At 62.2% G+C, this 26614-nt stretch carries 27 protein-coding genes; 16 read left to right on the top strand and 11 right to left on the bottom strand.

Translation table 11 applies throughout. From position 1 onward, the window contains the following. The coding region (locus C2134_RS09265; protein WP_103319468.1) for an Rne/Rng family ribonuclease at nt 1–2516 on the bottom strand (2516 nt) is incomplete at its 3' end. 527 nt (nt 2517–3043) lie between these two features. Between C2134_RS09265 and C2134_RS09260 the strand changes: the two genes are divergently transcribed. The 8 genes from C2134_RS09260 to C2134_RS09225 all read left to right on the top strand — a co-directional run bounded on the left by C2134_RS09260 (nt 3044) and on the right by C2134_RS09225 (nt 8937). Continuing rightward, the gene (locus C2134_RS09260; protein WP_103319452.1) at nt 3044–3982 is read left to right on the top strand and encodes an RluA family pseudouridine synthase; all 939 of its coding nucleotides are present in this window, start codon (nt 3044–3046) and stop codon (nt 3980–3982) included. Beyond that, complete coding sequence (locus tag C2134_RS09255; RefSeq protein ID WP_103319450.1) at nt 3982–4638, top strand: HAD family hydrolase; 657 nt, start codon at nt 3982–3984, stop codon at nt 4636–4638. The genes C2134_RS09260 and C2134_RS09255 overlap by 1 nt, the downstream gene beginning before the upstream one ends. Beyond that, entirely contained in the window at nt 4614–4973 is a 360-nt protein-coding gene (locus tag C2134_RS09250) for a Rieske (2Fe-2S) protein (protein ID WP_103319448.1), read from the top strand. Before C2134_RS09255 ends, C2134_RS09250 begins: the two co-directional genes overlap by 25 nt. A 43-nt stretch (nt 4974–5016) precedes the next feature. Further along, nucleotides 5017–5955 carry a S49 family peptidase gene (locus C2134_RS09245; RefSeq protein ID WP_103319446.1) on the top strand — a complete coding sequence of 313 codons (939 nt, stop codon included), beginning with the start codon at nt 5017–5019 and terminating at the stop codon, nt 5953–5955. A 16-nt stretch (nt 5956–5971) separates the two neighbouring features. Continuing rightward, nucleotides 5972–6769, top strand: coding sequence for a flagellar motor protein MotD (gene motD, locus C2134_RS09240; RefSeq protein ID WP_103319444.1), 798 nt, complete (start codon nt 5972–5974; stop codon nt 6767–6769). Then, the gene (locus C2134_RS09235; RefSeq protein ID WP_103319442.1) at nt 6766–7356 is read left to right on the top strand and encodes a malonic semialdehyde reductase; all 591 of its coding nucleotides are present in this window, start codon (nt 6766–6768) and stop codon (nt 7354–7356) included. The genes motD and C2134_RS09235 overlap by 4 nt, the downstream gene beginning before the upstream one ends. 64 nt (nt 7357–7420) lie before the next feature. Next, entirely contained in the window at nt 7421–8455 is a 1035-nt protein-coding gene (locus tag C2134_RS09230) for a quinone-dependent dihydroorotate dehydrogenase (protein WP_103319440.1), read from the top strand. A 20-nt stretch (nt 8456–8475) separates the two neighbouring features. Further along, nucleotides 8476–8937: an outer membrane lipoprotein gene (locus C2134_RS09225; RefSeq protein WP_103319466.1), complete on the top strand. Its 462-nt coding sequence runs from the start codon at nt 8476–8478 to the stop codon at nt 8935–8937. A gap of 46 nt (nt 8938–8983) precedes the next feature. Here the strand turns inward: C2134_RS09225 and C2134_RS09220 are convergent, their stop codons facing one another. Genes C2134_RS09220 through fur form a run of 3 tightly spaced genes read right to left on the bottom strand, consistent with a single transcriptional unit; the run spans nt 8984 to nt 10855 of the window. Then, on the bottom strand, nt 8984–9739 hold the full coding sequence (locus C2134_RS09220; protein WP_103319438.1) for an arginyltransferase: 756 nt from the start codon (nt 9737–9739) through the stop codon (nt 8984–8986). After that, a complete protein-coding gene (gene aat / locus C2134_RS09215; RefSeq protein WP_103319436.1) occupies nt 9726–10427 on the bottom strand; it encodes a leucyl/phenylalanyl-tRNA--protein transferase in 702 nt (233 codons plus the stop codon). The genes C2134_RS09220 and aat overlap by 14 nt, the downstream gene beginning before the upstream one ends. Further along, on the bottom strand, nt 10424–10855 hold the full coding sequence (fur, locus tag C2134_RS09210) for a ferric iron uptake transcriptional regulator (protein WP_103319434.1): 432 nt from the start codon (nt 10853–10855) through the stop codon (nt 10424–10426). Before fur ends, aat begins: the two co-directional genes overlap by 4 nt. 97 nt (nt 10856–10952) lie before the next feature. Between fur and C2134_RS09205 the strand changes: the two genes are divergently transcribed. The 5 genes from C2134_RS09205 to C2134_RS09185 all read left to right on the top strand — a co-directional run bounded on the left by C2134_RS09205 (nt 10953) and on the right by C2134_RS09185 (nt 14579). After that, complete coding sequence (locus C2134_RS09205; RefSeq protein ID WP_103319433.1) at nt 10953–11348, top strand: outer membrane protein assembly factor BamE; 396 nt, start codon at nt 10953–10955, stop codon at nt 11346–11348. Next, nucleotides 11345–12151 (top strand): 4-hydroxy-tetrahydrodipicolinate reductase, encoded by an 807-nt coding sequence (gene dapB / locus C2134_RS09200; protein WP_103319431.1) that lies wholly within the window; start codon nt 11345–11347, stop codon nt 12149–12151. The genes C2134_RS09205 and dapB overlap by 4 nt, the downstream gene beginning before the upstream one ends. Nucleotides 12152–12183: 32 nt before the next feature. Beyond that, entirely contained in the window at nt 12184–13149 is a 966-nt protein-coding gene (locus C2134_RS09195) for a FecCD family ABC transporter permease (protein ID WP_103319428.1), read from the top strand. Continuing rightward, nucleotides 13142–13939 (top strand): ATP-binding cassette domain-containing protein, encoded by a 798-nt coding sequence (locus C2134_RS09190; RefSeq protein WP_103319426.1) that lies wholly within the window; start codon nt 13142–13144, stop codon nt 13937–13939. The genes C2134_RS09195 and C2134_RS09190 overlap by 8 nt, the downstream gene beginning before the upstream one ends. A 172-nt stretch (nt 13940–14111) precedes the next feature. Beyond that, nucleotides 14112–14579 carry a hypothetical protein gene (locus C2134_RS09185; RefSeq protein WP_103319424.1) on the top strand — a complete coding sequence of 156 codons (468 nt, stop codon included), beginning with the start codon at nt 14112–14114 and terminating at the stop codon, nt 14577–14579. A gap of 131 nt (nt 14580–14710) precedes the next feature. Here C2134_RS09185 and C2134_RS09180 read toward each other — a convergent pair whose 3' ends face one another. The 6 genes from C2134_RS09180 to C2134_RS09155 all read right to left on the bottom strand — a co-directional run bounded on the left by C2134_RS09180 (nt 14711) and on the right by C2134_RS09155 (nt 21315). Further along, entirely contained in the window at nt 14711–16252 is a 1542-nt protein-coding gene (locus C2134_RS09180) for a SpoVR family protein (protein ID WP_233196399.1), read from the bottom strand. Continuing rightward, complete coding sequence (locus tag C2134_RS09175; RefSeq protein ID WP_103319462.1) at nt 16249–17526, bottom strand: YeaH/YhbH family protein; 1278 nt, start codon at nt 17524–17526, stop codon at nt 16249–16251. Before C2134_RS09175 ends, C2134_RS09180 begins: the two co-directional genes overlap by 4 nt. A 147-nt stretch (nt 17527–17673) precedes the next feature. Beyond that, complete coding sequence (locus C2134_RS09170) at nt 17674–19602, bottom strand: PrkA family serine protein kinase (protein WP_103319422.1); 1929 nt, start codon at nt 19600–19602, stop codon at nt 17674–17676. Between the two features lie 307 nt (nt 19603–19909). Beyond that, complete coding sequence (locus C2134_RS09165; RefSeq protein ID WP_103319420.1) at nt 19910–20227, bottom strand: PilZ domain-containing protein; 318 nt, start codon at nt 20225–20227, stop codon at nt 19910–19912. Continuing rightward, on the bottom strand, nt 20214–20771 hold the full coding sequence (locus C2134_RS09160; protein ID WP_103319418.1) for an NUDIX domain-containing protein: 558 nt from the start codon (nt 20769–20771) through the stop codon (nt 20214–20216). The genes C2134_RS09165 and C2134_RS09160 overlap by 14 nt, the downstream gene beginning before the upstream one ends. Beyond that, the gene (locus tag C2134_RS09155) at nt 20758–21315 is read right to left on the bottom strand and encodes a DUF2062 domain-containing protein (protein WP_043628393.1); all 558 of its coding nucleotides are present in this window, start codon (nt 21313–21315) and stop codon (nt 20758–20760) included. The genes C2134_RS09160 and C2134_RS09155 overlap by 14 nt, the downstream gene beginning before the upstream one ends. 188 nt (nt 21316–21503) lie before the next feature. Between C2134_RS09155 and C2134_RS09150 the strand changes: the two genes are divergently transcribed. The 3 genes from C2134_RS09150 to C2134_RS09140 all read left to right on the top strand — a co-directional run bounded on the left by C2134_RS09150 (nt 21504) and on the right by C2134_RS09140 (nt 24960). After that, complete coding sequence (locus tag C2134_RS09150) at nt 21504–23288, top strand: acyl-CoA dehydrogenase C-terminal domain-containing protein (RefSeq protein ID WP_103319416.1); 1785 nt, start codon at nt 21504–21506, stop codon at nt 23286–23288. 464 nt (nt 23289–23752) lie between these two features. Then, a complete protein-coding gene (locus tag C2134_RS09145) occupies nt 23753–24418 on the top strand; it encodes a DUF5610 domain-containing protein (RefSeq protein ID WP_146042119.1) in 666 nt (221 codons plus the stop codon). A 26-nt stretch (nt 24419–24444) separates the two neighbouring features. Next, nucleotides 24445–24960: a DUF5610 domain-containing protein gene (locus tag C2134_RS09140; protein ID WP_103319412.1), complete on the top strand. Its 516-nt coding sequence runs from the start codon at nt 24445–24447 to the stop codon at nt 24958–24960. Nucleotides 24961–25238: 278 nt separating this feature from the next. Here the strand turns inward: C2134_RS09140 and dcuC are convergent, their stop codons facing one another. Beyond that, on the bottom strand, nt 25239–26588 hold the full coding sequence (gene dcuC, locus C2134_RS09135) for an anaerobic C4-dicarboxylate transporter DcuC (RefSeq protein ID WP_103319410.1): 1350 nt from the start codon (nt 26586–26588) through the stop codon (nt 25239–25241). Nucleotides 26589–26614: the final 26 nt, after the last annotated feature.

The raw sequence follows: 26614 nt of genomic DNA, 5'->3' as shown, positions 1-26614 counted from the left end.
TCCACCACGATAGGCTCGGCCACTTCGGCGACTTCAGCCACCGCCGGCGCCGCCTCAAGCACGGCCACAGGAGCAGCGACTTCGCTCGCCACCGCTTCGGCGGGCTTGGTTTCCACTTCCACCAGCTGGGCTGCAGGCGCTTCGCTTGCCACTTCCACCGCAGCCACCGCCACGGCGGCTGCGGCGGCCACGCCGGCGGCTTCCGCCAACGGAACTTCGGCGCCAGTTTCGGCGGCTACGCCTTCCACCTGGGCTTCCGGATTGTCGCGACGACGATCGCGGCGACTGCGGCGACGGCGGCGCTCGCCGCGTTCCTGCTGCTCGGCCTGCTCGCCTTCGATGCCTTCGGCGCGCAATTCTTCCTGCACCAGCGGCTTCTCAGCCTCAACCGGAGCAGCCACCGGCGCCTGACGGCGACGCGGCTCCTGCTGCGGCTTGTCCTGCTTTTCAGCCTTGTCGCTCACGCGCTCTTCACGCGGCTGCTGCTCGCGGACTTCCTTCGCTTCGCGCGGCTCGCGGCCCTCGCGCTCGCGGCGGCGATTGCCGCGCTCGCGCTGCTGCTCGTTGCGCTCTTCGCGTTCGCGACCAGGCTCCTTGCGCTCCGCATCCTTGCGTTCCGGGCGCTCCGCATCCTTGCGCTCGTCTTGGCGACGCGGCTTCACGTCATCCTGAACGGTCTGGCGACGCTGCTCGTGCTCGCGGCGAGCCTGGGCGCCGGTACGGCGCTCCTGCTGACGCGAACGGTTGCCGCGCTGCTCGTTGCGGGCGGCTGCGGGAGCCGGCTTTTTCTTCTCCGGCTCGGCAACCTTCTCCGGCTCCGCGAACAGGCCCTTGAACCAGGACACGATGCCGGAGAACAGGCCAGCCTGCTCCACCGGCTTGGCGGCCGGGGCCGGCGCAGCGGTCGGCGCCGGTTGCTGCGGCGTGATGCCCTTGACCGCGGCTTCCTGGCGCACCACCTTCGGCTTTTCCTGGCCGAAGTTGGTGATCACATCCTCTTCCTGCACTTCGACGCGGGTGTAGCTCGCGGCCTCGCCCACTTCGGCCAGGTCGTCGTGGCGCACGCGCACGATCTTGTAATGCGGCGTTTCCAGGTGGATGTTCGGGATCAGCACCACGTCCACATCGAGGCGTTCTTCGATGGAGTGGATCTCGGCGCGCTTCTCGTTCAGCAGGAAGGTGGCCACATCGACCGGCACCTGCGCGTGCACCGCGCCGGTGTTTTCCTTCATCGCCTCTTCCTGGATGATGCGCAAGATGTGCAGCGCGGACGATTCGGTGCCGCGGATGAAGCCGATGCCATGGCAACGCGGGCACGGCTCGTGGCTGGTCTCGCCCAGCGACGGCTGCAGACGCTGACGGGACAGCTCCAGCAGGCCGAAGCGGGACAGCTTGCCCATCTGCACGCGGGCGCGGTCATGCTTCAGAACGTCGCGCAGGCGGTTTTCCACGTCGCGCTGGTTCTTCGGGTTTTCCATGTCGATGAAGTCGATCACCACCAGGCCGCCCAAGTCGCGCAGACGCAGCTGGCGGGCGATCTCTTCGGCCGCTTCCAGGTTGGTGCGGACTGCGGTTTCCTCGATGTCGGCGCCCTTGGTGGCGCGCGCCGAGTTGACGTCGACCGACACCAGCGCTTCGGTGTGGTCGATCACGATGGCGCCGCCGGACGGCAGCTGCACGCTGCGCGAGAAGGCGGTTTCGATCTGGTGTTCGATCTGGAAGCGGGAGAACAGCGGCACATGATCCTTGTACAGCTTCACACGCGACAGCATGTTAGGCATGACATGGCTCATGAACTGGCGGGCCTGGTCGTGGATTTCGTCGGTGTCGATCAGCACTTCGCCGATGTCCGGGTGGAAGTAGTCGCGGATCGCGCGGATCACCAGACTGCCTTCCTGCAGGATCAGGAACGGAGCAGATTGCGCGCCGGCGGCGCCTTCGATGGCGCGCCACAGCTGCATCAGGTAACCCATGTCCCACTGCAGCTCTTCCAGATTGCGGCCGATGCCGGCGGTGCGGGCGATCAGGCTCATGCCGTGAGGCACTTCCAGCTGCGACAGCAGGTCTTTCAGCTCCTGGCGCTCCTCGCCCTCGATGCGGCGCGATACGCCGCCACCACGCGGGTTGTTAGGCATCAGCACCAGATAACGGCCGGCCAGGCTGATATAGGTGGTCAGCGCCGCGCCTTTATTGCCGCGCTCGTCCTTCTCCACCTGCACCACCACTTCCATGCCTTCGCGCAGCACGTCCTGAATGCGCGGACGACCGCCTTCATAGCCTTGGAAATAGGAGCGGGACACTTCCTTGAACGGCAGGAAGCCGTGGCGTTCCGTGCCGTAATCGACAAAGCAGGCTTCCAGCGAAGGTTCGATGCGGGTGATCACACCCTTGTAGATATTCCCCTTGCGCTGCTCTTTGCCTACGGTCTCGATATCGAGGTCGACGAGCTTTTGCCCATCGACAATGGCGACGCGCAGCTCTTCAGCTTGCGTCGCGTTGAACAACATACGTTTCATTTACATTCCTTGCGCAGCACTCACGCAAGGACGCAGCCAGTATTTGACGGCCCAGTGACTATAAATGGGCGCTTTCCGAAAGAAGTGTCGAGGTAAAGATCGAGAAAAACAGGTTTGCTTTGACAGCCTACTTCCTGAATTGAGTCACATGCAGCCCCGCTATTCTGTGCGCAACCGGCGCATCGGCGTTGTCGCCGATCCCGCCTACCAGGCGGGACAAACACAGCAGGACGGCTGGCATGCCGGGTCAAACTTCGCTGCGAAATCTCTCGACTGGCTTGGCATCGAAAGATGGAATACTCGTGAGTGCGTTATGCGTATAAATGCATTACCATCGCTACTTTTCGGTGAGCGAGTTAACCTTGGCTGCGGCTGTGACAAACGGCATCAGGTCAGGAGTTGGCCCCTGCCGGCCATTTCGGATCTCCGCAGCAGCATCACGCAAAACAACCCGTGATCGTGGTTTTCCGGCCGCCGTCCGCTCTAGGGTGCCACGCACCACGGACAGCGCCACAAGTATAAGCAATATGACAGACATTCGCAAAGATTCCGTAACCTTCCTTGAAGTCACCGCAGAAGATGCCGGCCAGCGGCTGGACAACTACCTGCAGCGGCTGCTCAAGGGGGTGCCGAAGAGCCATATCTACCGCATTCTGCGCTCCGGCGAGGTGCGCGTGAACAAGGGCCGCGTCGACGCCAGCTACCGAGTGGCGGACGGGGACACGCTGCGCATTCCGCCGATCCGCATCGCCGAGCGCCCGGAAAAAGTCGTGCCGGCCGCCACTTTCCCGGTCATCTACGAGGACGACGCGCTGCTGGTGATCAACAAGCCGGCCGGCGTGGCCGTGCACGGCGGCAGCGGGGTGTCCTTCGGCGTGATCGAGCAATTGCGGCGCGCCCACCCGGAATGGCGCTATCTTGAGCTGGTGCACCGGCTGGACCGCGAAACCTCCGGCCTGCTGATGCTGGCCAAAAAACGCTCCGCGCTGACCAAGCTGCACGACATGATGCGCGACAACGTGCCGGACAAGCGCTATCTGGCGCTGGCCACTGGCCACTGGCCGGAAAACATCAAACAGGTGAAACTGCCGCTGTTCAAGTTCCACACGCCGGACGGCGAGCGCCGGGTCAAGGTAGCGGAAGGCGACGACGGCCAATACGCCCACACCAACTTCGCCATCCAGCAGCGCTACACGGAATTCACGCTGGTGGAAGCCCACCTGCGCACCGGCCGCACCCACCAGATCCGCGTGCATATGCAGGCCAATGGCTGCGCCATCGCCGGCGACGAGAAATACGGCGACTTCGCGCTGAACAAGGAACTGGCCAAACGCGGCCTGAAACGCATGTTCCTGCATGCCCGAAGCCTGAGCCTGCCGCACCCGCTGACCGGCGCCCCGCTGAAGCTGGAAGCGCCGTTGCCGCCGGAGCTGGAAAAATTCCTGAAAACCCTGGAGCGGCGCTGATGCGTGAGTATGATCTGGTAGTGTTCGACTGGGATGGCACGCTGATGGACTCGACTGGCCATATCGTCCATGCCATCCAGCAAGCCTGCCGCGACCTCGCCTTCCCCGTTCCGGAGCGCGAGGCCGCCAGCCACGTCATCGGCCTGCGGCTGGCCGATGCGATGCAGCAGTTCTGCCCGGAGCAGCAAGCTGATCGCATGCCGGATTTGATCGACGCCTTCCGCCGCCACTACCAGGCCAATCTGGACCAAGTCACCCTGTTCGACGCCGCCCGCGAAACGCTGGAAGCCATCCGCGCCCACGGCGTCTTCGTCGCCATCGCCACCGGCAGCAGCCGCGCCGGCCTGGACCGCGCGCTCGCGGCAGCCGGCATAGCGGAGCTGTTTGACGCCACCCGCACCGTGGACGAATGCCACTCCAAGCCGCATCCGGACATGCTGTTGCAGCTGACCGACGTCTTTGGCGTGGAGTGCCGCCGCACGCTGATGATCGGCGACACCAGCCACGACCTGCTGATGGCGAACCATGCAGGCTGCCACGGCATAGGCATCAGCCACGGCGCCCATGCCAGCGAGCATCTGCAGCGTTGCCAGCCGCGCGCCATCGTCCACTCGCTGCCCGAGCTGGCCTCATGGCTGCTGCCCCGGCTCTGCTGATCTGCGCCTCGGCGCAACTTGAAGACGGCGGCCTGGCCTACCGTTTTGAAATCGCGCAAGCCGACGGCAGCCGCCTGCCCGCCTTCGCCATCCGCTACCGCGGCCAGGTGCATGGCTATTTAAACCGTTGCTGCCATGTCCCGATTGAGCTGGACCTGCAGGACGGCAAGCTGTTCGACCTGAGCGGCCACCATCTGATCTGCAGCACCCACGGCGCGCGCTACCACCCCGCCACCGGCTATTGCAGCTGGGGACCATGTCGAGGCCAATCGCTGACTGCCCTCGACGTGATTGAAGAAAACGGCCAAGTCTGGCTCAATGTCATGCCCGGATGATTTTTGCTAGACTGCCGGGATTATCTCCGGAGCGAAATCGATCATGAGCGACACCCATAACTGGGAACGACAACTACTGGAAAAACTGGCCTCCGCCACCTTGGTGGAGCAACGCCGCAGCCGGCAATGGAAAATCTTCTTCCGGCTGATCTGGCTGGCCATCATCGGCTTCATCGCCGTCAGCCTGTTCATGCGCAATGAGGAAAAGGCCGGCGCCAGCCTGACCGGCAGCGGCCATAGCGCCGTGATCCAGCTGGACGGCGCCATCACCAGCGAAAACGACACCGGCAAGAAAATGACCGAGGCGCTGGATGAAGCCTTCCGCGACCGCAACACCAAAGGCATCATCATCGACGCCAACAGCCCCGGCGGCAGCCCGGTGCTATCCGGCATGGTCTACGATGAAATCCGGCGGCTGAAGAAGCTGCACGCCAATATTCCAGTCTATGTGGTGGTCAGCGAAGTATGCGCGTCCGGCTGCTATTACATCGCCTCCGCCGCGGACAAGATTTATGTCGACAAGGCCAGCATCGTCGGCTCGATAGGCGTGCTGTCCGATGGTTTCGGCTTTACCGGCGCGCTGGAGAAACTCGGCGTGGAACGCCGGTTGAAGACCTCGGGCGAAAACAAGGCGATGGGCGATCCGTTCTCGCCGACCAATCCCAAGCACGAGGCCATTCGCCAGCAGCTGCTGGATGACATCCACGCCCAGTTCATCCAGGCCGTGCAAGCCGGCCGCGGCAGCCGCCTGAAGAATGACCCGCAGCTGTTCAGCGGCATGGTGTGGCTGGGCGAAAAAGCCATCCCGCTGGGCCTGGCCGACGGCTACGGCACCGTGGCCTCGGTCGCGCGCGACGTGGTCAAGGCGGAAAAGACCGTGGACTACACCCAGCAAGACGACTTCTCCAGCCGCGTGGCGCGCCGCATCGGCGTGGAATTCGCAGGCGGCGTGAAGTCGCTGTTCGACACCAAACTGTTCTGATCCAGCGGAGGCGGCCATGGCATCCCGACGCAAGCGGCATGAAGAAGAGCACGAAAACCACGAGCGGTGGCTGGTCTCCTACGCGGACTTCATCACCCTGCTGTTTGCCTTCTTTGTGGTGATGTACGCCATCTCGTCCCTGAACGAGGGCAAATACCGCGTCATGTCGTCGGCCATCATGGACGCCTTCCGCAGCGGAACGATGGTCACGGTGCAAACCTCGCCGCCCACCGGCGGCGCCAATACCCTGATAGAAATTCCGCAGACCAAGCCTATCGGCAAGGCCATCAAATCCGGCCATCCCGCCCAGGAAACCGCCAAACTCAGCCAGCTGACGCAGAATCTGGCCAAAGTGCTGAACCCGCTGGTGCAGAGCGGCGAAGTCACCATCACCCAGAACGACCAGGGCATCACGATAGAGGTGCGCGACAGCGCCCTGTTCGCAGTCGGCCAGGCCGTACCCAGCACGCAGTCGCTGCCGCTGATGTCCAGCATGGCCAAGCTGCTGGCCGGCGTGGACAACTCCATCAAGGTGGAAGGTTTTACCGACAACGTCCCGATCAGCACAGCCAACTTCCCGTCCAACTGGGAATTGTCCGCGGCGCGCGCCGGCGGCATCGTCCGGCTGTTCGAGGAAAACGGCGTGCTGCCGCAGCGGCTGGTCGCGGTTGGCCACGGCGCCAACCTGCCCGCGGCCGACAACGCCACAGCCGAGGGCCGCGCCCGCAATCGCCGCGTGACGATATCCGTGCAGGCAAACAACACTGCCGGAGCGGCCGAGGCATCCCCCACCCCCAACGAGGTCAAACCATGAGCACTCCCCTTTCGCACGCCACGCTGGAACAACTGTTCCTGAACGCCCGCACCCATAGCCACTGGCAACCGCGGCCGGTGAACGACGAGCTGCTGCATCAGCTGTACGACCTGCTGAAGCAGGCGCCGACCAGCGCCAACTGCTCGCCGGCGCGCCTGGTGTTCGTCAAGAGCGCCGAGGCCAAGGCCAAGCTGAAGCCGTGCCTGGCAGAAGGCAATGTGGAAAAGACCATGGCCGCGCCGGTTTGCGTGATCGTCGCCCACGACACGCGCTTTTATGAAGAACTGCCCAAGCTATTCCCGCACGCCGACGCCAGGAGCTGGTTCGAAGGCAATGAGGCGCTGATCAACACCACTGCCTTCCGCAACGGCACGCTGCAAGGCGCGTATCTGATCCTGGCCGCCCGCTCGCTGGGCCTGGATTGCGGCCCGATGTCCGGTTTCGACAACGCCGCAGTGGACGCCGCCTTCTTCCCGGACGGCCGCTTCAAGTCCAACTTCCTGATCAACCTGGGCTACGGCGAAGCCGACAAGCTGTTCCCGCGCTCGCCGCGCTTCAGCTTCGAAGAAGCCTGCCGCATCCTGTAATTCCCACTAGCCCCGCCGCCATGCCCGGTTATAATGCCGGGCATTTGTCTGCCCGGAGAATGCCATGCTGTACCCGCTGCTGCGCCCGCTGCTGTTCAAGTTCGACGCGGAAACCGCCCATGAACACACGCTGAAGATGCTGGACCGCGCGCACCGGCTGCATCTGACCCCGCTGGCCGCGGCGCCGGCCATCCGCCAGCCGGTGGAGGCCATGGGCATCACCTTCCCCAATGCGGTGGGCCTGGCCGCCGGCCTGGACAAGAACGGCGACCATATCGACGCGCTGGCGGCGCTGGGCTTCGGCTTCATCGAAATCGGCACCGTCACCCCGCGTCCGCAGGACGGCAATCCCAAACCCCGGTTGTTCCGCCTGCCGGAGCACGAGGCCATCATCAATCGCATGGGCTTCAACAACCACGGTGTGGCGGCGCTGCTGGAAAACGTGCGCCGCTGCCGATTCAAGGGCGTGCTAGGCATCAATATCGGCAAAAACGCGATCACGCCGATAGAAAACGCCGTAGACGACTATTTGGCCTGCTTGGACCAGGTCTACGCCGCGGCCAGCTACGTCACCGTCAACATCTCCTCGCCCAACACCAAGAATCTGCGACAACTGCAGCAGGGCGACGAACTCGGCAAGCTGCTGGCTGCCCTGAAACAACGCCAACAGGCGCTGGCCGACCAGCACGGCCGCTACGTGCCGCTGGCGGTAAAGATCGCCCCGGACCTAGACGATGAGCAGATCACGGAAATCGCCCGCCTGCTCACAGACAAGGGCATAGACGGCGTCATCGCCACCAATACCACGCTATCTCGCGCCGAAGTGGCCAGCCACCCGCATGAACACGAGGCCGGCGGCCTGTCCGGCGCCCCGGTGCGCAGCCGCTCCACCGCAGTGATCCGCAAGCTGGCGCGGGAACTTGACGGCGCATTGCCTATCATAGGTGTTGGCGGCATCCTGTCCGGCAACGACGCCGTCGAAAAACTGGATGCCGGCGCCACGCTGGTGCAACTCTACAGCGGCCTGATCTACCGCGGACCAGAATTGGTGGGAGAATGCAGCAAAGCCGTGGCACAATACCTAAAAGCTCGCAATTGAACCAAAGAATGGAGCAGGACATGATCTCTACCTTTTCTCGCGCAACCCTGATTGCCCTGCTCGGCGCAGGCATCCTTAGCGGCTGCGCTACTTCGGACTCCGCCGCCGTTTACTCCAAGAGCCAGATGCGCCAAGCGCAGACCGTGCAATTTGGCACCGTGGTTTCGGTGCAGAACGTGAAGATGGAAGGCGACAACAACGAACTGCTGACCCTGGGCGGCGCCGCGCTGGGCGGCTTGGCGGGCAGCAATATCGGCGGCGGCAAGGGCCAGGCGGCCGGTGCCATCGTCGGCGCGCTGGCTGGCGGCTTCGGCACTCAAGCCGCGCAACGCGCGATGACCAAGAACGCGCTGGAAATCACCGTCAAGCTGGATACCGGCCGCACCGTATCCATCGTGCAGGAAGCCGACATCCCGTTTGTCGCCAATCAGCGCGTGAAAGTGCTGAGCGGCGGCGGCAACGACCGCGTCGTGCCGTACTGATCAGGCAAACAACGCAGCAAAGCAAACAGGCCCTTCCGGGCCTGTTTCATTTTCCGCTCGCCAGCGCGTCACGCGCATGCTCCGGCAGCCACTGCCAACGCCCGCCGCGCAATATCTGCAGCGGACGATAGGCCGACTTGTACGACATCTTGCGGCAGTCTGCGATCCAATAGCCCAGATAAACATAATCCAGCCCCATCTCCCTGGCCTGCTCCACCTGCCACAGCACGTTGTACACGCCCAGGCTCATCTGGGTGTCTTCCGGATCGTAGAAGGTGTAAACAGCGGACAAACCGTCTATCAATTTATCCACCAGGCTGACCATCTTCAGCACTCCATCCTGCCTGAATTCCACCAGATGGCTATCCACCCCGCTCTTCAGAATGAACTCGCTGTATTGCTGGGCGTCATCCTCCGACATCCCGCCGCCGGCATGCCTGGTTTGCTGATACAAACGGTATAAGGCGTAGTGCTCGGCATCGAACCGCAACGGCAGCCAATGCGCGATGAGCGGCGAGGCCCGCTTCCATACCCGGCGCTGCGTCCTGTTGGGCTGAAACTGGCCGACCGGCAGCCGCACCGGGATGCATGCCTGGCAGGAATCGCAATAAGGACGATAGGTATACAGGCCGCTGCGGCGGAAACCCAGCCGCACCAATTGGCTGTAGACCCCGCTGTCTATCGCCTCGGCCGGGATCGCCACCTGCGAACGCGCTTGCCGCTCCGGCAGATAGCTGCAGGGATAAGGCGCGGTGGCATAGAAATGGATGGCCGCAACTTGGCCGGCTTCACGATGGCTCATGGCGATAATGGTATTCCCACATCCGGTCAGGCTGGGATTGCCCGACCCGCTCCTTCAGCGTAGCAAGAAAAACATCGCGCGGCACCAGCCGGGCGCCCAGACTCGCCAGATGCGAGGTATGCATCTGGCAGTCGATCATGCCTACTCCCTGTCCGGCCAGATGACGGACCATGTGGACGAAAGCCAGCTTGGACGCATCCGTGCGGCGGGAAAACATCGACTCGCCATAGAACATCCGCCCGATGGCCACGCCATACAAGCCGCCGGCCAGCTCGCCGTCTATCCAGGTTTCAAAACTGTGGGCATAGCCCAGCTGATGCAGCTGGCAATAGGCCGCCACCATCTCGGGCACGATCCAGGTGCCGTCCTGGCCAGCGCGCGGCTCGGCGCAGGCCCTCATCACCTCGTCAAAGGCGCTGTCGACGCGTATCTCATAATCCAGATTGCGCAAGGTCTTGGCCAGCGAACGGCTGACTTTCAGCTCTTCCGGATACAGCACCATGCGCGGCGCGGGCGACCACCACAAAATGGGTTCGTCCTCGGAAAACCAGGGGAAAATGCCCTCGCAATAGGCGCTAAGAATGCGCCTGGGGGACAAATCGCCGCCGGCGGCCAGCAGGCCGTTGGGATGACTCAGCGCCTGCGTCACCGGCGGGAAGACAGGCTCGGGTCCGAGCCAGGGAATCATCCGCGCTGACCGCCCTTGCCCAGGCAGTCGGGGCACTCGCCATACATGTACAGCGCGTGGTCGACGATGCGGTAGCCATGCTGCTCGGCGATGCGGTTCTGCAGCGCCTCGATCTCGGGATCGAAGAACTCGACCACCTTGCCGCAGCTGACGCATACCATATGATCATGGTGGCCGCCCTGGTTCAATTCGTACACGGCCTTGCCGGTTTCGAAATGATGGCGCACCAGAATGCCGGCCTGCTCGAACTGCGTCAGCACGCGGTAGATGGTGGCGAGACCGATGTCGATGTTTTCCGCTAACAGCTTGCGGTAGACATCTTCGGCCGACATATGCCCGGAGTCGGCCTGTTCGAACAGATCCAGGATTTTCAGGCGCGGTCCGGTGGCTTTCAGGCCGATATCTTTGAGGTGACTGGCTTTGCTCATCGTGATATAAAGTGTGTCGGTTTTCGAATCATGATAAAGCCTTTTGACGGCTTTGCCTAATTACAGCCTCATAAACATTCGAGTCAATCGGAGTATCATGCGCGCCCTGATTTTCGCCGCTGTCATCGCCGTCTCTGGCTGCAGTTCCCTGAATCCGCTGGACTGGACCCACAAGGTGGAAGTTCAGCAAGGCAATTATGTCACCGCCGACGCCGTCGCCAAGCTCAAACCGGGCATGACCCGCGCCCAGGTTCGTTTCGTGCTCGGCACGCCGCTGCTTACCGACGCCTTCCATGCCAATCGCTGGGACTACAAGTATAGCGAGGCCAAGGGCGGCAAAGTGGACCCGAAGAGCGACAAGCTGCTGACCGTCTATTTCAAAGGCGATGTGCTGGACCGCGTAGAGGGCCAATCGCAGCCAGCGCCGCCGCCCAAGCAACTGGACGCTTCGGCTCCGCTGGCCGTCCCCGCTGAACAAGTGAAGAAGCCATGAATCCGCAGAACATCGTGATCGTCGGCGCGTCCGGCCGCATGGGCAGGGTGCTGATCGAATCGGTGCTGAACACGTCCGGCACCCGCCTGCACGCCGCCATCGACCGCGCCGACTCCGGCTTCATCGGCCAGGATGCCGGCCTGTTCTGCGGCCGCAACAGCGGCGTCGCCATCAGTTCGGACTTCATCGCCGCGCTGGACGGCGCCGACGTGGTGATCGACTTCACCCGCCCCGAAGGCACGCTGGAACACATGCTGGCCTGCGTCGAACGCGGCGTGCGCATGGTGATCGGCACCACCGGCTTCGACGATGCCGGCAAGGCCGCCATCCGCGAGGCTGCGGACAAGATCGGCATCGTATTCGCCGCCAACTTCAGCGTCGGCGTGAACCTGACTTTCAAGCTGCTGGACATGGCCGCCCGCGTGCTGGACGAAGGCTACGATATCGAAATCATCGAAGCCCACCACCGCTTCAAGGTGGATGCGCCGTCCGGCACCGCGCTGCGCATGGGCGAAGTCATCGCCGACGCGCTGGGCCGCGACCTGAAGCAATGCGCCGTCTACGGCCGCGAGGGCGTCACCGGCGAGCGCGATCCGCAAACCATAGGCTTCGCCACCGTCCGCGGCGGCGACGTGGTGGGCGACCATACCGCGCTGTTCGCCACGCTGGGCGAGCGGGTGGAAATCAGCCACAAAGCCTCCAGCCGCGCCACCTTCGCCAACGGCGCCGTGCGCGCCGCGCGCTGGCTGTCCGACAAACCGCACGGCCTGTTCGACATGCAGGATGTGCTTGGCCTGCGTTGATCCGCGGAGGGGCTAAGCCCCTCCTCCCCTCCATGCGCCTCTCGACGCTGATTCCCCTGCTGCTGTTTCTGCTAGGCGCCACCGCCTGCGCTTCCCTGCTGCACCACAGCCATCTGCAGCCTGCCAGCCTGCTGCGGCTGGCGCCGCAACCGCTTCTGGAATGGCAATTGCTGGTGGAGTTGCGGCTGCCGCGGCTGCTGGCCGCCGCCAGCGCCGGCATCTTGCTGGCCAGCGCCGGGGCCGCCGTGCAGGCGCGCTTTCGCAATCCGCTGGCCGAACCCGGCCTGATAGGCATCAATAGCGGCGCCGCGCTGGCCGCCGCATTGGCATTGAGCCTGGGCGTCGGCCTGTACGGCGTGGCGGCGGCGGGCTTCTTTGGCGGCTTCGCCGCTTTGCTTCTGGTGCGCCTGCTGGGCAGCGACCGCGACGGCAAGCAGCTAATACTCAGCGGACTGGCCGTCAGCACCCTGCTCGGCAGCCTGCTGACGCTGCTGATCACCACCTTGCCGGACGGCTCGCTGCGCACCGTGACTTTCTGGCTGATGGGCAGCTTCGCCAGCATGGAATGGCCGCAAACCCTGGTCTTGCTGCTCGCGGCGCCGCTGATCTGGCTGGGCCTATACCAGCGCTGGCGCTTTCTCAATGCCCTGCAGCTGGGCGAGAGCGCGGCGTTCTACCTGGGCTTTCCGGTGCGCCGCCAGGAGTGGACCATCATCCTGCTGGCGGCGCTGGCGGCCGGCTTGGTGGTATCGAATTGCGGAATGATAGGCTTCGTCGGCCTGATGGCGCCGCACCTGGCGCGGCAATTGGTCGGCAGCGACTCGCGCCGCCTTTTGCTGGCGGCTCCGCTGCTGGGCGCTTGGCTCAGCGTCGGCTCCGATTGGCTGGCCCGTTCGCTGCTGGCGCCGGCGGAGCTGCCGGTGGGCGTGATCACCAGCCTGCTGGGAGCGCCGTTCTTTTTATGGCTGCTGAAACGTCAGGAGGGCCGCGATGCTTGAGGCGCGCCATCTCTCGCTGACCCGCAACGGCAGGCAGGTGCTGGACGACATCAGCCTGACGCTGCAAGCGGGCGAGCTGCTGGTAGTGCTGGGGCCGAATGGCGCCGGCAAAAGCTCCTTGCTGAAACTGCTCTCCGGCCTGTGGCGGCCCGACCAAGGCGACATCCTGCTGGATGGCCAGCCATTGTCGACATTGAGCAAGCGCCAGCTGGCGGCGCGGCGCGCCGTCATGGAGCAGGCCCCGCCCATGCCGGAAGACTGGACCGCGGAGCAACTGGTCGCGGCCGGCGCCTACCCGCTCGCCGCCTCCGGACGCGCGCAAAGCCATGCCGCCATCGATCAGGCACTGGCCTTGACTCATGCGACGGCGCTGCGCAAGCGCCGGCTGTCGCAGCTGTCCGGCGGCGAAAAGCAGCGCTTGCAGCTGGCCCGCGCGCTGTGCCAGCTTTTACTGTCCGATCAGTCGCAGCGCTATCTGCTGCTGGACGAGCCGACTGCGGCGCTGGATTTCGCGCTGTCCGACGCCTTGATGACCGAGGCCCGCGCGCTGTGCCGCCAGCTGCAAATCGGCGTCTTGGCCGTCGTGCACGATCTCAATCTCGCCTTGCGCCATGCCGACCAAGTACTGCTGCTGAATGACGGCCGCGCCGCCGGGCATGGCAACACCGCCGAAATGATGCAGCTCGAAAGGCTGGAGCAAGTTTACGGCGTGCGGCTGGCCGAACTGACGCATCCTGACCAGCCGTGGCGCGCCTTCATCCCCCTGTCAGGCCACGCTCCCAGGGGCTGAGAGCCGCTGAAGAACACCTGAGCCGAGGCGCGCCGACGCAGACAGTACAAGTCATGCGGCAAGAAGGCACAACGCAGGATCAGGGGTTGTGTTAGCGGCCCTAAGACGTATTGCGCGCGGCTGTCAAACCTGCCATCCTGACTACCTCCTCCATGCAACCGGAAGGTTAGCCATGCCTCTGCTTGCCGCTCTGCAATCGCTGCCCAATCAGTTTTGTGGCGAGGGCATCAATCACGATGACCAGACCTTCACCGGTTGCCTGCACTGGCAAGCGCTGCCCGGCCAGAGGGCCTTGCTGCTTCACTACACCGCCAACGGCACCGATGGCGAAGTCCTGCACCGGGAAACCACCCTGCTCGGCTACCAGCCGGACGGCACCCTGTGTTTGTGGCCGGTGATGGACGAACTGCCCTTCGTTTTGCCTCATCCCGCCATTCGCCTGGCCGAGAGCGGCAACGGCGTGCTGGAAGTGGTATTCGCCAGCGGCCCGCGCAGCCTGAGCGAGCAGTTCCGCCAGGAAATCACCATCCGCATAGAGGCCAACGGCCAGATGCACTACGCCCACGCCTGGGGCCTGCCCAATGGCAGCTTCGAGGACCGCTCGCATTGCCGGCTCTCCCCGGTGGGCGGCACCGCCTGAGCGAGGCGATTCCCAGCCCGCCCTCAGCGCTGGCTTGAAAGCAGCTATGGCGTCATGAAAACAGGCAACGCGCGCGTTGCCTGCCTCTATTGCCGGGCGCCTTGCGGCGCCGCCTGTCACGCCCAAGCGCTTCAGATCATCGCCGGGTCCTTGTTGGCCTGCACCTCGAACAGCTGCTTGACTTCGCCATTGCCGTCCACGCTTTCCAGACGGACATCGAAGCCCCACAGCCGGCACACATGCTTCAACACCTCCTGCGCGCTCTGCTCTTCCAGCGGGCGGCGGTTATGCATGGTGTGGCGCAGCGTCAGGCTGCGGTCGCCGCGCACATTGACCGACCAGACCTGGATATTCGGCTCGCGCGAACCCAGGTTGTACTGATCGGCCAGCCGGTTGCGGATTTCGCGGTAGCCTTCTTCGTCGTGGATGCACGAAATTTCCAGCTTGTCGTCCCTGTCGTCGTCACGGATCGCAAACAAGCGGAAGTCGCGAATCAACTTGGGCGACAGGTACTGCGAGATGAAGCTCTCGTCCTTGAAATTGCGCATCGCGAACTCCAGGGACTCGCGCCAATCCGTGCCGGCCAGATCCGGGAACCAGGCCCGGTCTTCGTCGGTCGGCGCCTGACAGATCCGCTTGATGTCCTGATACATCGAGAAACCCAAGGCATAAGGGTTGATCCCGCTGTACCAGCGCGCCGTCACCGGCGGCTGCGTCACCACATTGGTGTGGCTCTGCAGGAACTCCAGCATGGCGCCGTCGGTGATCATGCCCTTGTCGTACAGGCGATTCATGATGGTGTAATGCCAGAAGGTGGCCCAACCCTCGTTCATCACCTGAGTCTGCCGCTGCGGGTAGAAATACTGCGCCACCTTGCGCACGATGCGCACCACCTCGCGCTGCCAAGGCTCCAGCAGCGGCGCGGATTTCTCGATGAAATACAGCAGGTTCTCCTGCGGTTCCGTCGGGAAGCGAGGCGCGGACTTGCCGGAATCGTCCTTGTCGCGCTTGGGAATGGTGCGCCACAAGTCGTTGACCTGCATCTGCAGATACTGCTCGCGCTCTTCCTGCCGCGCCTGCTCCTGCGCCAGCGACAACTTCTGCGGCCGCTTGTAGCGATCCACGCCATAGTTCATCAGCGCGTGGCAGGAGTCCAGCAACTCTTCCACCTCGTCGATGCCATAGCGCTCTTCGCACTTCATGATGTAGCTCTTGGCGAACACCAGGTAGTCGATGATGGCGGAGGCGTCGGTCCAGGAACGGAACAGGTAGTTGCCCTTGAAGAAACTGTTGTGGCCGTAGGCGGCGTGGGCGATCACCAGCGCCTGCATCGTCATGGAGTTTTCTTCCATCAGATAGGCGATGCAGGGGTTGGAGTTGATCACGATCTCATAGGCCAGCCCCATCTGGCCGCGCTTGTAGCTTTTCTCCGTGGAGACGAAGTGTTTGCCATAGCTCCAGTGGTGGTAATTGACCGGCATGCCCACTGAGGCGTACGCATCCATCATCTGCTCGGCCGTGATGATTTCCAGCTGGTTGGGGTAAACATCCAGCTTGAATTCGTCTACCGCGATCTCGCGGATGGCGCGGTCGTATTCGCCGACCAATTCGAAGGTCCATTCGGATCCGGTGGAAATCGGTTTCATGCTTTCCCCCTTCTTTTCCCGCTTCATGCGCCACTCCTTCCCGCCGGCTGGCGCTTGAACAGTTCGCGGAATACGGGATAGATGTCCGACGCCGAGCGGATCTTCTGCATGGCGAACTGCGGGCATTGCGCCTTGACCTTCAGGTACTCGTACCACAGGTTCTGCGGCTCGCCCTCGGTGATTTCGATGTAGGCGAAGTACTGGCAGTACGGCAGCAGCTCGTCCTCCAGGATGCGGCCGCAATTGGCCGAATCGCTGTCCCAGTTGTCGCCGTCCGAGGCCTGGGCGGCGTAGATGTTCCATTCGCTGCTGGCGTAGCGCTTCTTGACGATGTCGCTCATCAGGTTCAGCGCCGACGACACCACGGTGCCGCCGCTCTCGCGCGAGTGGAAGAAGTCCTGCTCATTGACCTCCACCGCGCTGGTATGGTGGCGGATGAACACCACTTCGATCTTCTCGTAATTCCGCTGCAGGAACATGTACAGCAGGATGAAGAAGCGCTTGGCCATGTCCTTCTTTTGCTCGTCCATCGAGCCGGACACGTCCATGATGCAGAACATCACCGCCTGGCTGGTCGGCTTGGGCTGCTTCACCCGGTTGTTGTAGCGCAGGTCGAACGGGTCTATCCACGGAATGCAGGCCAAGCGCTCCCGCATCTGGTGGATTTTCTGCCGTTTCTCGCGCACCTCGATGGCGTTGTCGTCATCGGATTCGATCAGCGTGTCGAGCTCTTCCTCGGCGTCATCCAGGCTGGCCAGCGTCGGCGCAGACATCGCCACCCGGCGCGCCAGCGCGCCGCGCAAGGAGCGGACAATATTGATATTGGCCGGCGTGCCATCGTTGGTATAGCCGGCGCGCACCGTCTTCAGCTCTTCAATCCCCATCAACTGGGTCTTGATCAGGTTGGGCAGGGCCAGATCGTCGAAGAACACATTCATGAACTCTTCGCGCGACAGCTGGAACACGAAATCGTCCTCGCCCTCGCCGTCCTGGCTGGCCTTGCTGCCGCCGCCGCCCGCTCCGCCCTGCGGCCTGGGGATGCGGTCGCCCTTGATGAACTCCTCGTTGCCGGGATGGACGTTTTCCCAAACGCCGCCCTTGCCGTGATGGAAATGCGGTTCAGAAATATCCTTGACCGGAATGGATACCTTTTCCCCGCTTTCGATATCGGTGATGCTCCGCCCCTTGATCGCCTTGGAGACGGCTTCCTTGATTTGCGCCTTGAAACGGCGAAGAAAGCGTTCGCGATTGACCGCCGACTTGTTCTTGCCGTTGAGGCGTCTGTCTATGATGTGGGACATGGCCACCTCTCTAGCGCGCAATCGCGGCCGGCAGGCCCCGCCTGGAAACCTGCCGTCCAACCCCGCGCGCGGTTGTATCTCCTCGTCGCCTGGCCGCCCCGGCCCGGCGCCTCCCGCCCCCGCCGCAAGCGGCGGGGGCCTGGCGGCTTAGGATGACTTACGCACACGCAGATACCATTCGCACAACAGACGCACCTGCTTGGCGGTGTAACCCTTTTCCACCATGCGGTTGACGAAGTCCTCGTGTTTCTTGGCATCCTCGGCACTGGCCTTGGCATTGAAGGAAATGACCGGAAGCAGCTCTTCGGTGTTGGAGAACATCTTCTTCTCGATCACCGTGCGCAGCTTCTCGTAGCTGGTCCAGGTCGGATTCTTGCCGCCATTGTTGGCGCGGGCCCGCAGCACGAAGTTGACGATCTCGTTGCGGAAGTCCTTGGGATTGGAAATCCCGGCAGGTTTCTCGATCTTTTCCAGCTCGGCATTCAACGACGTGCGGTCGAAAATCTCGCCGGTATCCTGATCGCGGTATTCCTGATCCTGGATCCAGTAATCGGCGAAAGTCACGTAGCGGTCGAAAATGTTCTGGCCATATTCGGAATAACTTTCCAGATAAGCGGTCTGGATTTCCTTGCCGATGAACTCGACATATTTCGGCGCCAGATATTCCTTCAGGAAAGTCAGGTATTTCTGTTCCGTCTCGGCCGGGAACTGCTCGCGCTCCACCTGCTGCTCGATCACGTACAGCAGATGCACCGGGTTAGCGGCCACTTCGCTATGATCGAAGTTGAACACCTTGGACAGAATCTTGTAGGCGAAGCGAGTGGACAGACCCGCCATCCCCTCGTCCACGCCGGCGTAGTCGCGGTATTCCTGCAGCGACTTGGCCTTGGGATCCGTGTCTTTCAGGTTATCGCCGTCGTACACCTGCATCTTGCTGTACAGGCTGGAGTTTTCCGGCTCCTTCAGCCGCGACAGCACGGCGAACTGGGCCATCATCTTCAAGGTGCCGGGCGCGCAAGGTGCCTTGCCCAGCGAAGAGTTGCGGATCAGCTTGTCGTAGATCTTGATTTCCTCGGTCACGCGCAGGCAATACGGCACCTTGACGATATAGATCCGGTCGAGGAAGGCTTCGTTGTTCTTGTTGTTGCGGAACTGTTTCCACTCGCTCTCGTTGGAGTGGGCCAGGATGATGCCCTCGAACGGAATCGCGCCGAAACCTTCCGTGCCCTTGAAGTTGCCTTCCTGGGTAGCGGTCAGCAGCGGGTGCAGCACCTTGATCGGCGCCTTGAACATTTCGACGAATTCCAGCAAGCCCTGGTTAGCCAGGCACAAACCGCCGGAGTAGCTGTAAGCGTCCGGATCGTCCTGAGCGTATTTTTCCAGCTTGCGGATATCGACCTTACCCACCAGCGAGCTGATGTCCTGGTTGTTCTCGTCGCCCGGTTCGGTCTTGGCCACGGCGATCTGCTTCAGCACCGATGGGTAGCGCTTGACCACGCGGAACTGGCCGATGTCGCCATTGAACTCGTGCAGGCGCTTCACCGCCCATGGGCTGGGGATGCCTTTGAGGTAACGGCGCGGAATGCCGTACTGTTCTTCCAGGATGGCGCCGTCTTCGTCATAGTTGAACAGGGCCAGCGGAGACTCGTTGACCGGGCTGCCCTTCAGGCTATAGAACGGCACCAGCTCCATCAGCTCCTTCAACTTCTCGGCGATGGACGACTTGCCGCCGCCTACCGGCCCCAACAGATAGAGAATCTGCTTCTTCTCTTCCAGGCCTTGAGCCGCGTGGCGGAAATACGCCACCACCTGCTCGATGACTTCCTCGGTGCCGTAGAAGTCGCGGAAGGCGGGATAGACCTTGATGACCTTGTTGGAAAAAATGCGTGACAGCCGCGAATCGTGGCGGGTGTCCACCAACTCCGGCTCCCCGATGGCTGCCAGCATGCGTTCTGCGGCAGTGGCGTAGGCGCCCGGGTCCTGTTTGCACAGTTCCAGGTACTCCTGAATGGTGTACTCTTCTTCGCGGGTTTTATCGTAGCGCACTGCGTAGTGGCTGAAGATATCCGGGTGCATGACTCTCTCCTGGCTGGTAGCAGGTGGTTGCGGCTAGGGCTGAGTCGCCTTCGTCGTCCCCCTTGCTGAATTAGAGTACTGACTTTGTCTCCGGTTCTTTTTTTGGGTATAGCATAGCAGCACGGAATGGCCGGAAAAAACAGGTATGTGCGGTTTCTCGATCTTGCGGGAAGCCGTAAAACAGAAAAGCTATTGAATCGATAAGCGTTTTTTAAATTCAGATTTTTGTAACAACAAATGAAGCTTAGTAAAAGCTTGTAATTTCAACTGGAATAATTTCCATATATTTATTTAAAACAATAGTTTGTCAGCTTTTACGCAAAACAATGCGGACGCCAATCTCATAAATCGTTCCACGCTGTACCTCGTTGCAGCGTTTGACCTCCACCTCGGCCTCAAACGGCTTGCCCGGCGCGCCGCCCACCCCGGGCACCAGCACGATCACGTTCAAGCGTTCGCCGTATTGCGGCACGAAGACCGAGCGCAAGGCCATGCCATCCACAGACAGATCAACGCACTCGCCGTAGAAGGTCTGCCCGTTGGTCAGGCACTTGATGCGCGCCTTGCACCCCATGCTGATGCGCCGGCCGCGCCGGCGATCGTAGTACGCGTCAAATCGGGACACCTCGCATCCTCCCGCTCAGATAGGCCGCCAGCCAGTGCAGGCCGACAATCGACTTGCTGTCGCAGATTTCGCCGGTCAACACCATTTCCATGGCTGCGTCGAGCGGTCGGGTCAGCACTTCCAGAAACTCGCCCTCATCCAATTGCCGCTCGCTGAGCGCAAGGTCTTGTGCCAGATAGTAGCTGATCTTTTCATTGGAATAACCAATACATGGGTGGGCCGTACCCAAATATATCCATTTGTCGGAACGATAGCCGGTTTCTTCCAATAATTCCCGACGCGCGGTGATTTCCGGCGCTTCGCCCGGATCGATTTTGCCGGCGGGAATCTCGATGAACTCGCGGCCTGCCGGGTAGCGGAATTGCCGCTCCAGCACCAGCTCCTGCCGCGGCGTCAGCGCCAGTATGGCCACCGCGCCGGGATGGACGATATATTCGCGCGGCGCCTGCCTGCCGTCGGGCAGTTCCACCATGTCCTTGTGCACCGACAGGAAGCCCCCTTGGTAGACCCGTTCCGAAGACAGTTGTTTCTCAAGCAGATTCACATTTCGCCTTTCTATTGTTCCATGCGCTGACCACCGCCCAGCGCCATACGACGCGCGTGGCCAGATAGCCCGCCGCGCCCAAGGTCAGCCCCAGGGCAGGCATGCCCACCAGCAAGGGCCAGCCCAGCTCCGCCAGCCAAGCCAGCATCCGCCCCAGCCAGGCCATCGGCCCCAGTCCAAAAAAGCTTGGCGGCGCAGTCATTGTAGCCGGCCCGGTCTCGCCCAGTAAGCAGCGGCCATAACGATATGCCAAGTAGTACAAGGGCAGCACGGTGAAGGGATTGCTGTATAGCGAGACCACCATCGCCGCCGGCAGATTGACCCGCAACAGCAGGGTCAGCGCCAGCGCGGTGGCCTTCTGCGTAAAGCCGGGCATCACGCCCGAGTACAAACCCACCGCCACGCCCATCGCCACCTTGCGGCGGTTGAAGGCCCAGAGCGCCGGATGGTCCAGATACGGCGCCAGCCAGCGCAAGGCGGGATGGGCGAACCATTCATGCCGGCACTCGGAAAACGCGCGGATTTTTCGTTTCAATAATGTCATTCAGCATTCAAATCATCACGTTGCCGTTAAGCCACAGTTTACCGGGCACTCGCGCGCAATTTGGTTGTCAAAAGCATGGGAATAATTTAAACAAGCGTTTGAATGAAACCACGCCTCAGATCAGGGGCATCATAAAACGCATCGCCCTGGCACGCACCAGGCCGCACCAACCGAACTGGAGAAACCGAATGCCTGCTTACCAAGCCCCGCTGCGCGACTTTGATTTCGTTCTCAACGAACTGATCAAGGTACAGGACATCATCCCCACGTTGCCAGGTTATGAAGAGGCGACGCAGGACATCTTCCAGGCCTACTTGGAGCAGGCCGCCCAGTTCTGTGAATCCGAACTCGCTCCGTTGAACCGTTTGGGCGATGAGGAAGGTTGCCAATTCGACAGCGCCACCAAGTCCGTCACCACGCCGGCCGGCTTCAAGGAAGCCTACAAGCAGTATTGCGAGCTGGGTTTCCCGGCGCTGGATTGCGATCCCGCTTACGGCGGCCAGGGCATGCCCAAGAGCATGGCCTTCCCCATCATGGAAATGCAGTGCTCCGCCAATGTGGCCTGGTCGATGTACCCCGGCCTGTCCCATGGCGCGTATTCTGCCATTCACGCCCACGGCACTGAACAACAAAAAGCGCAGTACCTGCCCAAACTAGTGGACGGCAGCTGGACCGGCACCATGTGCCTGACCGAGCCGCACTGCGGCACCGACCTCGGCCTGCTCAAAGCCAGGGCCGAGCCGAATGACGATGGCAGCTACCGCATCACCGGCACCAAGATCTTCATCTCCGCTGGCGAACATGACCTGTCCGACAACATCATCCACCTGGTGCTGGCCCGCCTGCCGGACGCGCCCAAGGACGTGAAGGGCATCTCTCTGTTCATCGTGCCGAAGTTCCTGGACAAGGGCGTGCGCAATGCCGTTTCCTGCGGCAGCCTGGAGCACAAGATGGGCATCAAGGCCAATGCCACCGCGGTGATCAATCTGGACGGCGCGCAAGGCTGGCTGATCGGCGAGCCGAACAAGGGCCTGGCCTGCATGTTCACCATGATGAACGCCGCCCGCCTCGGCTGCGGCATGCAGGGCCTGGGCATAGGCGAAGCCTCGTTCCAGGGCGCGCTGGCCTACGCCCGCGAACGCCTGCAGATGCGCGCGCTGAACGGCGCCAAATGTCCGGACAAGGCCGCCGATCCCATCATCGTCCACCCCGACGTGCGCCGCATGCTGCTGACGCAGAAGGCCTACACCGAGGCCGGCCGCGCCTTGGCCGCCCTGCTGGCGCTGCAACTGGACATCGAGGACAAGCACCCGGACGCCGCCGCCCGCGCCGACGCCGCCGACCTGGTGGCGCTGCTGACGCCGGTGGCCAAGGCCTTCATGACCGATAACGGCTACACCGCCGCCAACCTGGGCGTGCAAGTGTTCGGCGGCCACGGCTTCATCCGCGAATGGGGCATGGAGCAACTGGTGCGCGACTGCCGCATCTCGCAAATCTACGAAGGCACCAACGGCATCCAGGCGATCGACCTGCTGGGCCGCAAAGTATTGCTGGACCAGGGCGCCAAGCTGCGCAAATTCACCAAGCTGATCCACAAGTTCTGCCAGCAGTACGAAGGCCATGCGCAGTTGGGCGAATTTGTCGGCCCGCTGTCCAAGCTGATGAAGGAAGTAGGAGAAATCACCATGGGCATCGGCATGGCCAGCCTGTCGGACAAAGATGAGGCCGGCGCCGCCGCCACCGACTACCTGCGCCTGGTGGGCCACCTGACCTACGCCTGGCTGTGGGCGCGCATGGCGGAAGTCTCCTACGCCAAGCTCGGCAACGGCGACGACGCCTTCTACCAAGCGAAGATCGCCACTGCCCGCTTCTACTACGCCAAACTGCTGCCGGAAGTGGAAGCGCTGAAGGCCAGCATCAAATCCGGCGCCAAGCCGCTGATGGCATTGGAAGACGAGCACTTCGCTTTCTAAAACGGGCCTAGGGGCTGTTGACGTTTGATGGGCGGTCGCGCCGGGATGCGTTTTGCGACGAATCGAGGCGTTTCGCGCGCCGCATAGTCATTCTCTGCCAGCGCGGAACAACGAAGAGTCGGCGCGAAAGGCGCCCGGCCCTGCGGGTTTGGCCGCTTTGGGCCGGAGGCCGCGTTGCCCAGTCCTTGCATAGAATGACTATGCGTCGGACTGTGCGCCTTGCTTCCGGCCCAAATCGGCTCAAACGCGATCCACTCACCAAACGTCAACAGCCCCTAGCGCACCCATGACAGGCCGCTCACCGCGAGGGAGCGGCCTGTTGCGTTTTCATCGCAAAACTACTTAAGCCATCCCGCCAAGCCACAAGTTTTCCATTCCGCGGCCGAAATAAAGTCATACTAAAGTTATTCCCCTCCACCCTCAGCGTGCGCCAAGCGGCAACCATGCGCCGACAGGAGTCCGTGATGTCAATCTCGTCATTGAACAACAACCAGCCCAGCCAAACCGGCCAAGCCGGCGGCGCGTCGCAAACGCAAAACAGCGCCTACAGCGCCCAGACCGCACGCAACCAACTGAATCAGCTGCTGGTGGAATCGCTCAGCGTATCCATCAGCAGCGGAAAACAGTCGCAATCTCTGCTGTTCAAGGCCTCCATCACCAACATCAACCAGGTTCTGAACGCCGACTTCGCCAATGGCAACAACCAGAGCGGAAACCAAGGCAGCGCCAGTCTCCAGGTCAGCAGCACGCAGCTGAGCATTTCGATCCAGCAACAGGACAGCAGCGGCGACAGCAATAGCGCCAGCGACGAAGACACTTCGCCGGACGCCACATCCAAACGCATCCTCGACGGCGCGCTGGGTTTGTTTGGCCTGTATCAGCAGCAGCATCCGGACCAGAACACGACCGATCAGGCGCAGAGCTTCATCAAACTTGTGCGCCAGGGTTTTGAGCAGGGTTATCAGGAAGCCACGGATATCCTGAAAAACCTGAACGTATTCAACGGCGATGTCTCGGCCAACGCTCAGAAAACCTACAACCTGGTAGAGCAAGGCTTTAATAATTTCCTGTCGCAATATCAGGACAGCAGCAAAACGCAAGCCGCTTCCGGCCAGAGCAGCGGCAGCTGATCGGCTGAAGCGGCGGAGTCCCTGCCATGGCCATCGACGACGATATCATCATCTCTCCGATCAGCCCGGTGCATCCGCGCCAGGGCAACCGCGTCGGCAGCGTGGAATGGCGCGCCGGCGGCCATGGCGAACAACAGCCAGAACAGGACGATAGCGCCGACATCGGCTTGAGCCACGGCCATCAGGCCGCAGAGTTGCTGTACAGCGCGACAATGGATCAAGTGGCGCATCTGGCTGGACTCGATCACGACCCGGGGCCGCGGCCGGAGGGGGATTTGCCCGGCACCAGCCACAGCCAGCATCTGCTGCTGGGCATCGCCATGCTGTTCGAGCGCTACTGTCAGCGCCATCCGCAGTTCTCCGCCCGCGAAGCCGGCCTCGCCTTCGCGCCGCTGGCGCGCCAGGGATTGGACCGCGGCTTGCAGGAAACCTGCCAGGTGCTGATCCAATTGAATGCCCTGCCCCCTGCCACCCAAGCCCAGTTGCAAGGCTTGCATCAGTTGACCAGCAAGCTGCTGGATGAGCGATTCGGCATAGCCTGAACCCTAGGGGCTGTTGACGTTTGGTGAGCGGTCGCGCCGGGATGCATTTTGCGACGAATCGAGGCGTTTCGCGCGCCGCATAGTCATTCTCTGCCAGCGCGGAACAACGAAGAGTCGGCGCGAAAGGCGCCCGGCCCTGCGGGTTTGGCCGCTTTGGGCCGGAAGCCACGTTTCCCAGCCCTTGCATAGAATGACTATGCGGCGGACTGTGCGCCTTGCTTCCGGCCCAAATCGGCGCAAACGCGATCCACCCACCAAACGTCAACAGCCCCTAGCCATCAGGCCGGCACCAGCACGCAAGTGCCGGCGATCACCACCGCCAGCCCCACCACTATCGGCAACGAAGTGCGCTTGACGATCTCGAACGGCGACACCTGGCTCATGCCGGAGCAGGCCACCACCACGCCGGACACCGGCGACACCGTGCGCCCCAGATTGGACGCCTGCAGCATGGGGATGGCCAGAAAGGCCGGATTGATGCCGGACTGCGCCGCCAGTTTGGGAATCAGCTCGACAAAAGCGTAGAACGGCGCATTGCCGGAACCGGTGGTCAGCGCGGCGATAGTGGTGATCGCCACCAATACCAGCATCAGCACCACCGCGCCGGAGCCGAATGACTGCGCCAACGCGATCAGCTGACTGATGAAACCCAGCGTGGACAGCCCCTGCGCAAACACGCCGGCAGCGACGATCAGCATGACCACGCTGGTGAACGCGTCGCCCATGCCCTTGTAGACCGTGTCCAGGCCGGCGAATACCGGTTTGGCATGGCGATAGCGGATGAATTCGAGGCAAGACGTCAGCAGAATGCAGATGATCAGGATGGTAACGATGTGCAGCTCCGGCGCGATCTTGCCGTTGAACACCAGCACGCCGACGATGGGAGTGAACGGCAGCAGCGCATAAAACGCCGGCGCCTGGGTCTGGATCTCCTTCACATCCTGGCGGCTCAGCTCCACGCCGGCCTTGCGGTCCAGATAGCGTTGCCAGAAGAAATGCGTGACACCCATGCACAGGATGGCCGCGATGGAGATGGGCAGCGTGGTCTTGAAGGCAAAATCGATCAAAGGCATCTGCGAAGCCTGGGCCGCGATCACCACATCGCCGGAAGTGGGCGACAGGATCACCGCCGCCGGCGAGGCGCAAATCGCCGCTGCGGCGCCGCGGCTGATGCCCATATTCACCATCAAGGGAAACAGCGTGGCCATCAGCAACACGCCCAGGCCGGTGGCCGAGGACACCGCCAGCGACAGCACGCAGGCGACAAAATACGCCGCCACCATCAGCACATACGGCGAACGGATCTTGCTCAGGGGACGCGACGCCAGCTTGACCACCATGTCGTTGGCGCCGATATGCGTGGTGTAACTGGCAAAGCCGCACAGGGCCATCACCATCAGGCCCAGATCGGCAGCGCGATTGCTGAGCAACGACTTGACGTATTCCGGAATGTCGGCAAAAGGATGACCCGTGCTCGCCACATTCTTGGGCAGAATGTTATGCCCCAGCAACACGGAAACCAGCAACAGAAACAGACCGCCGACCAGCAAGACCCCAGTGGCGGAATAACCCTTGAAAATATAGCGTCCTACCAAAATGGTGACGATAAGGCCAAGCAGCAGTTCCATGACCTGATCCTTAATGTAAATTAACC

Origin of the sequence: Chromobacterium sinusclupearum (assembly GCF_002902845.1) — a bacterium.
Taxonomy (GTDB): domain Bacteria; phylum Pseudomonadota; class Gammaproteobacteria; order Burkholderiales; family Chromobacteriaceae; genus Chromobacterium; species Chromobacterium sinusclupearum.
This window is presented reverse-complemented; position numbering and strand designations above follow the sequence as displayed.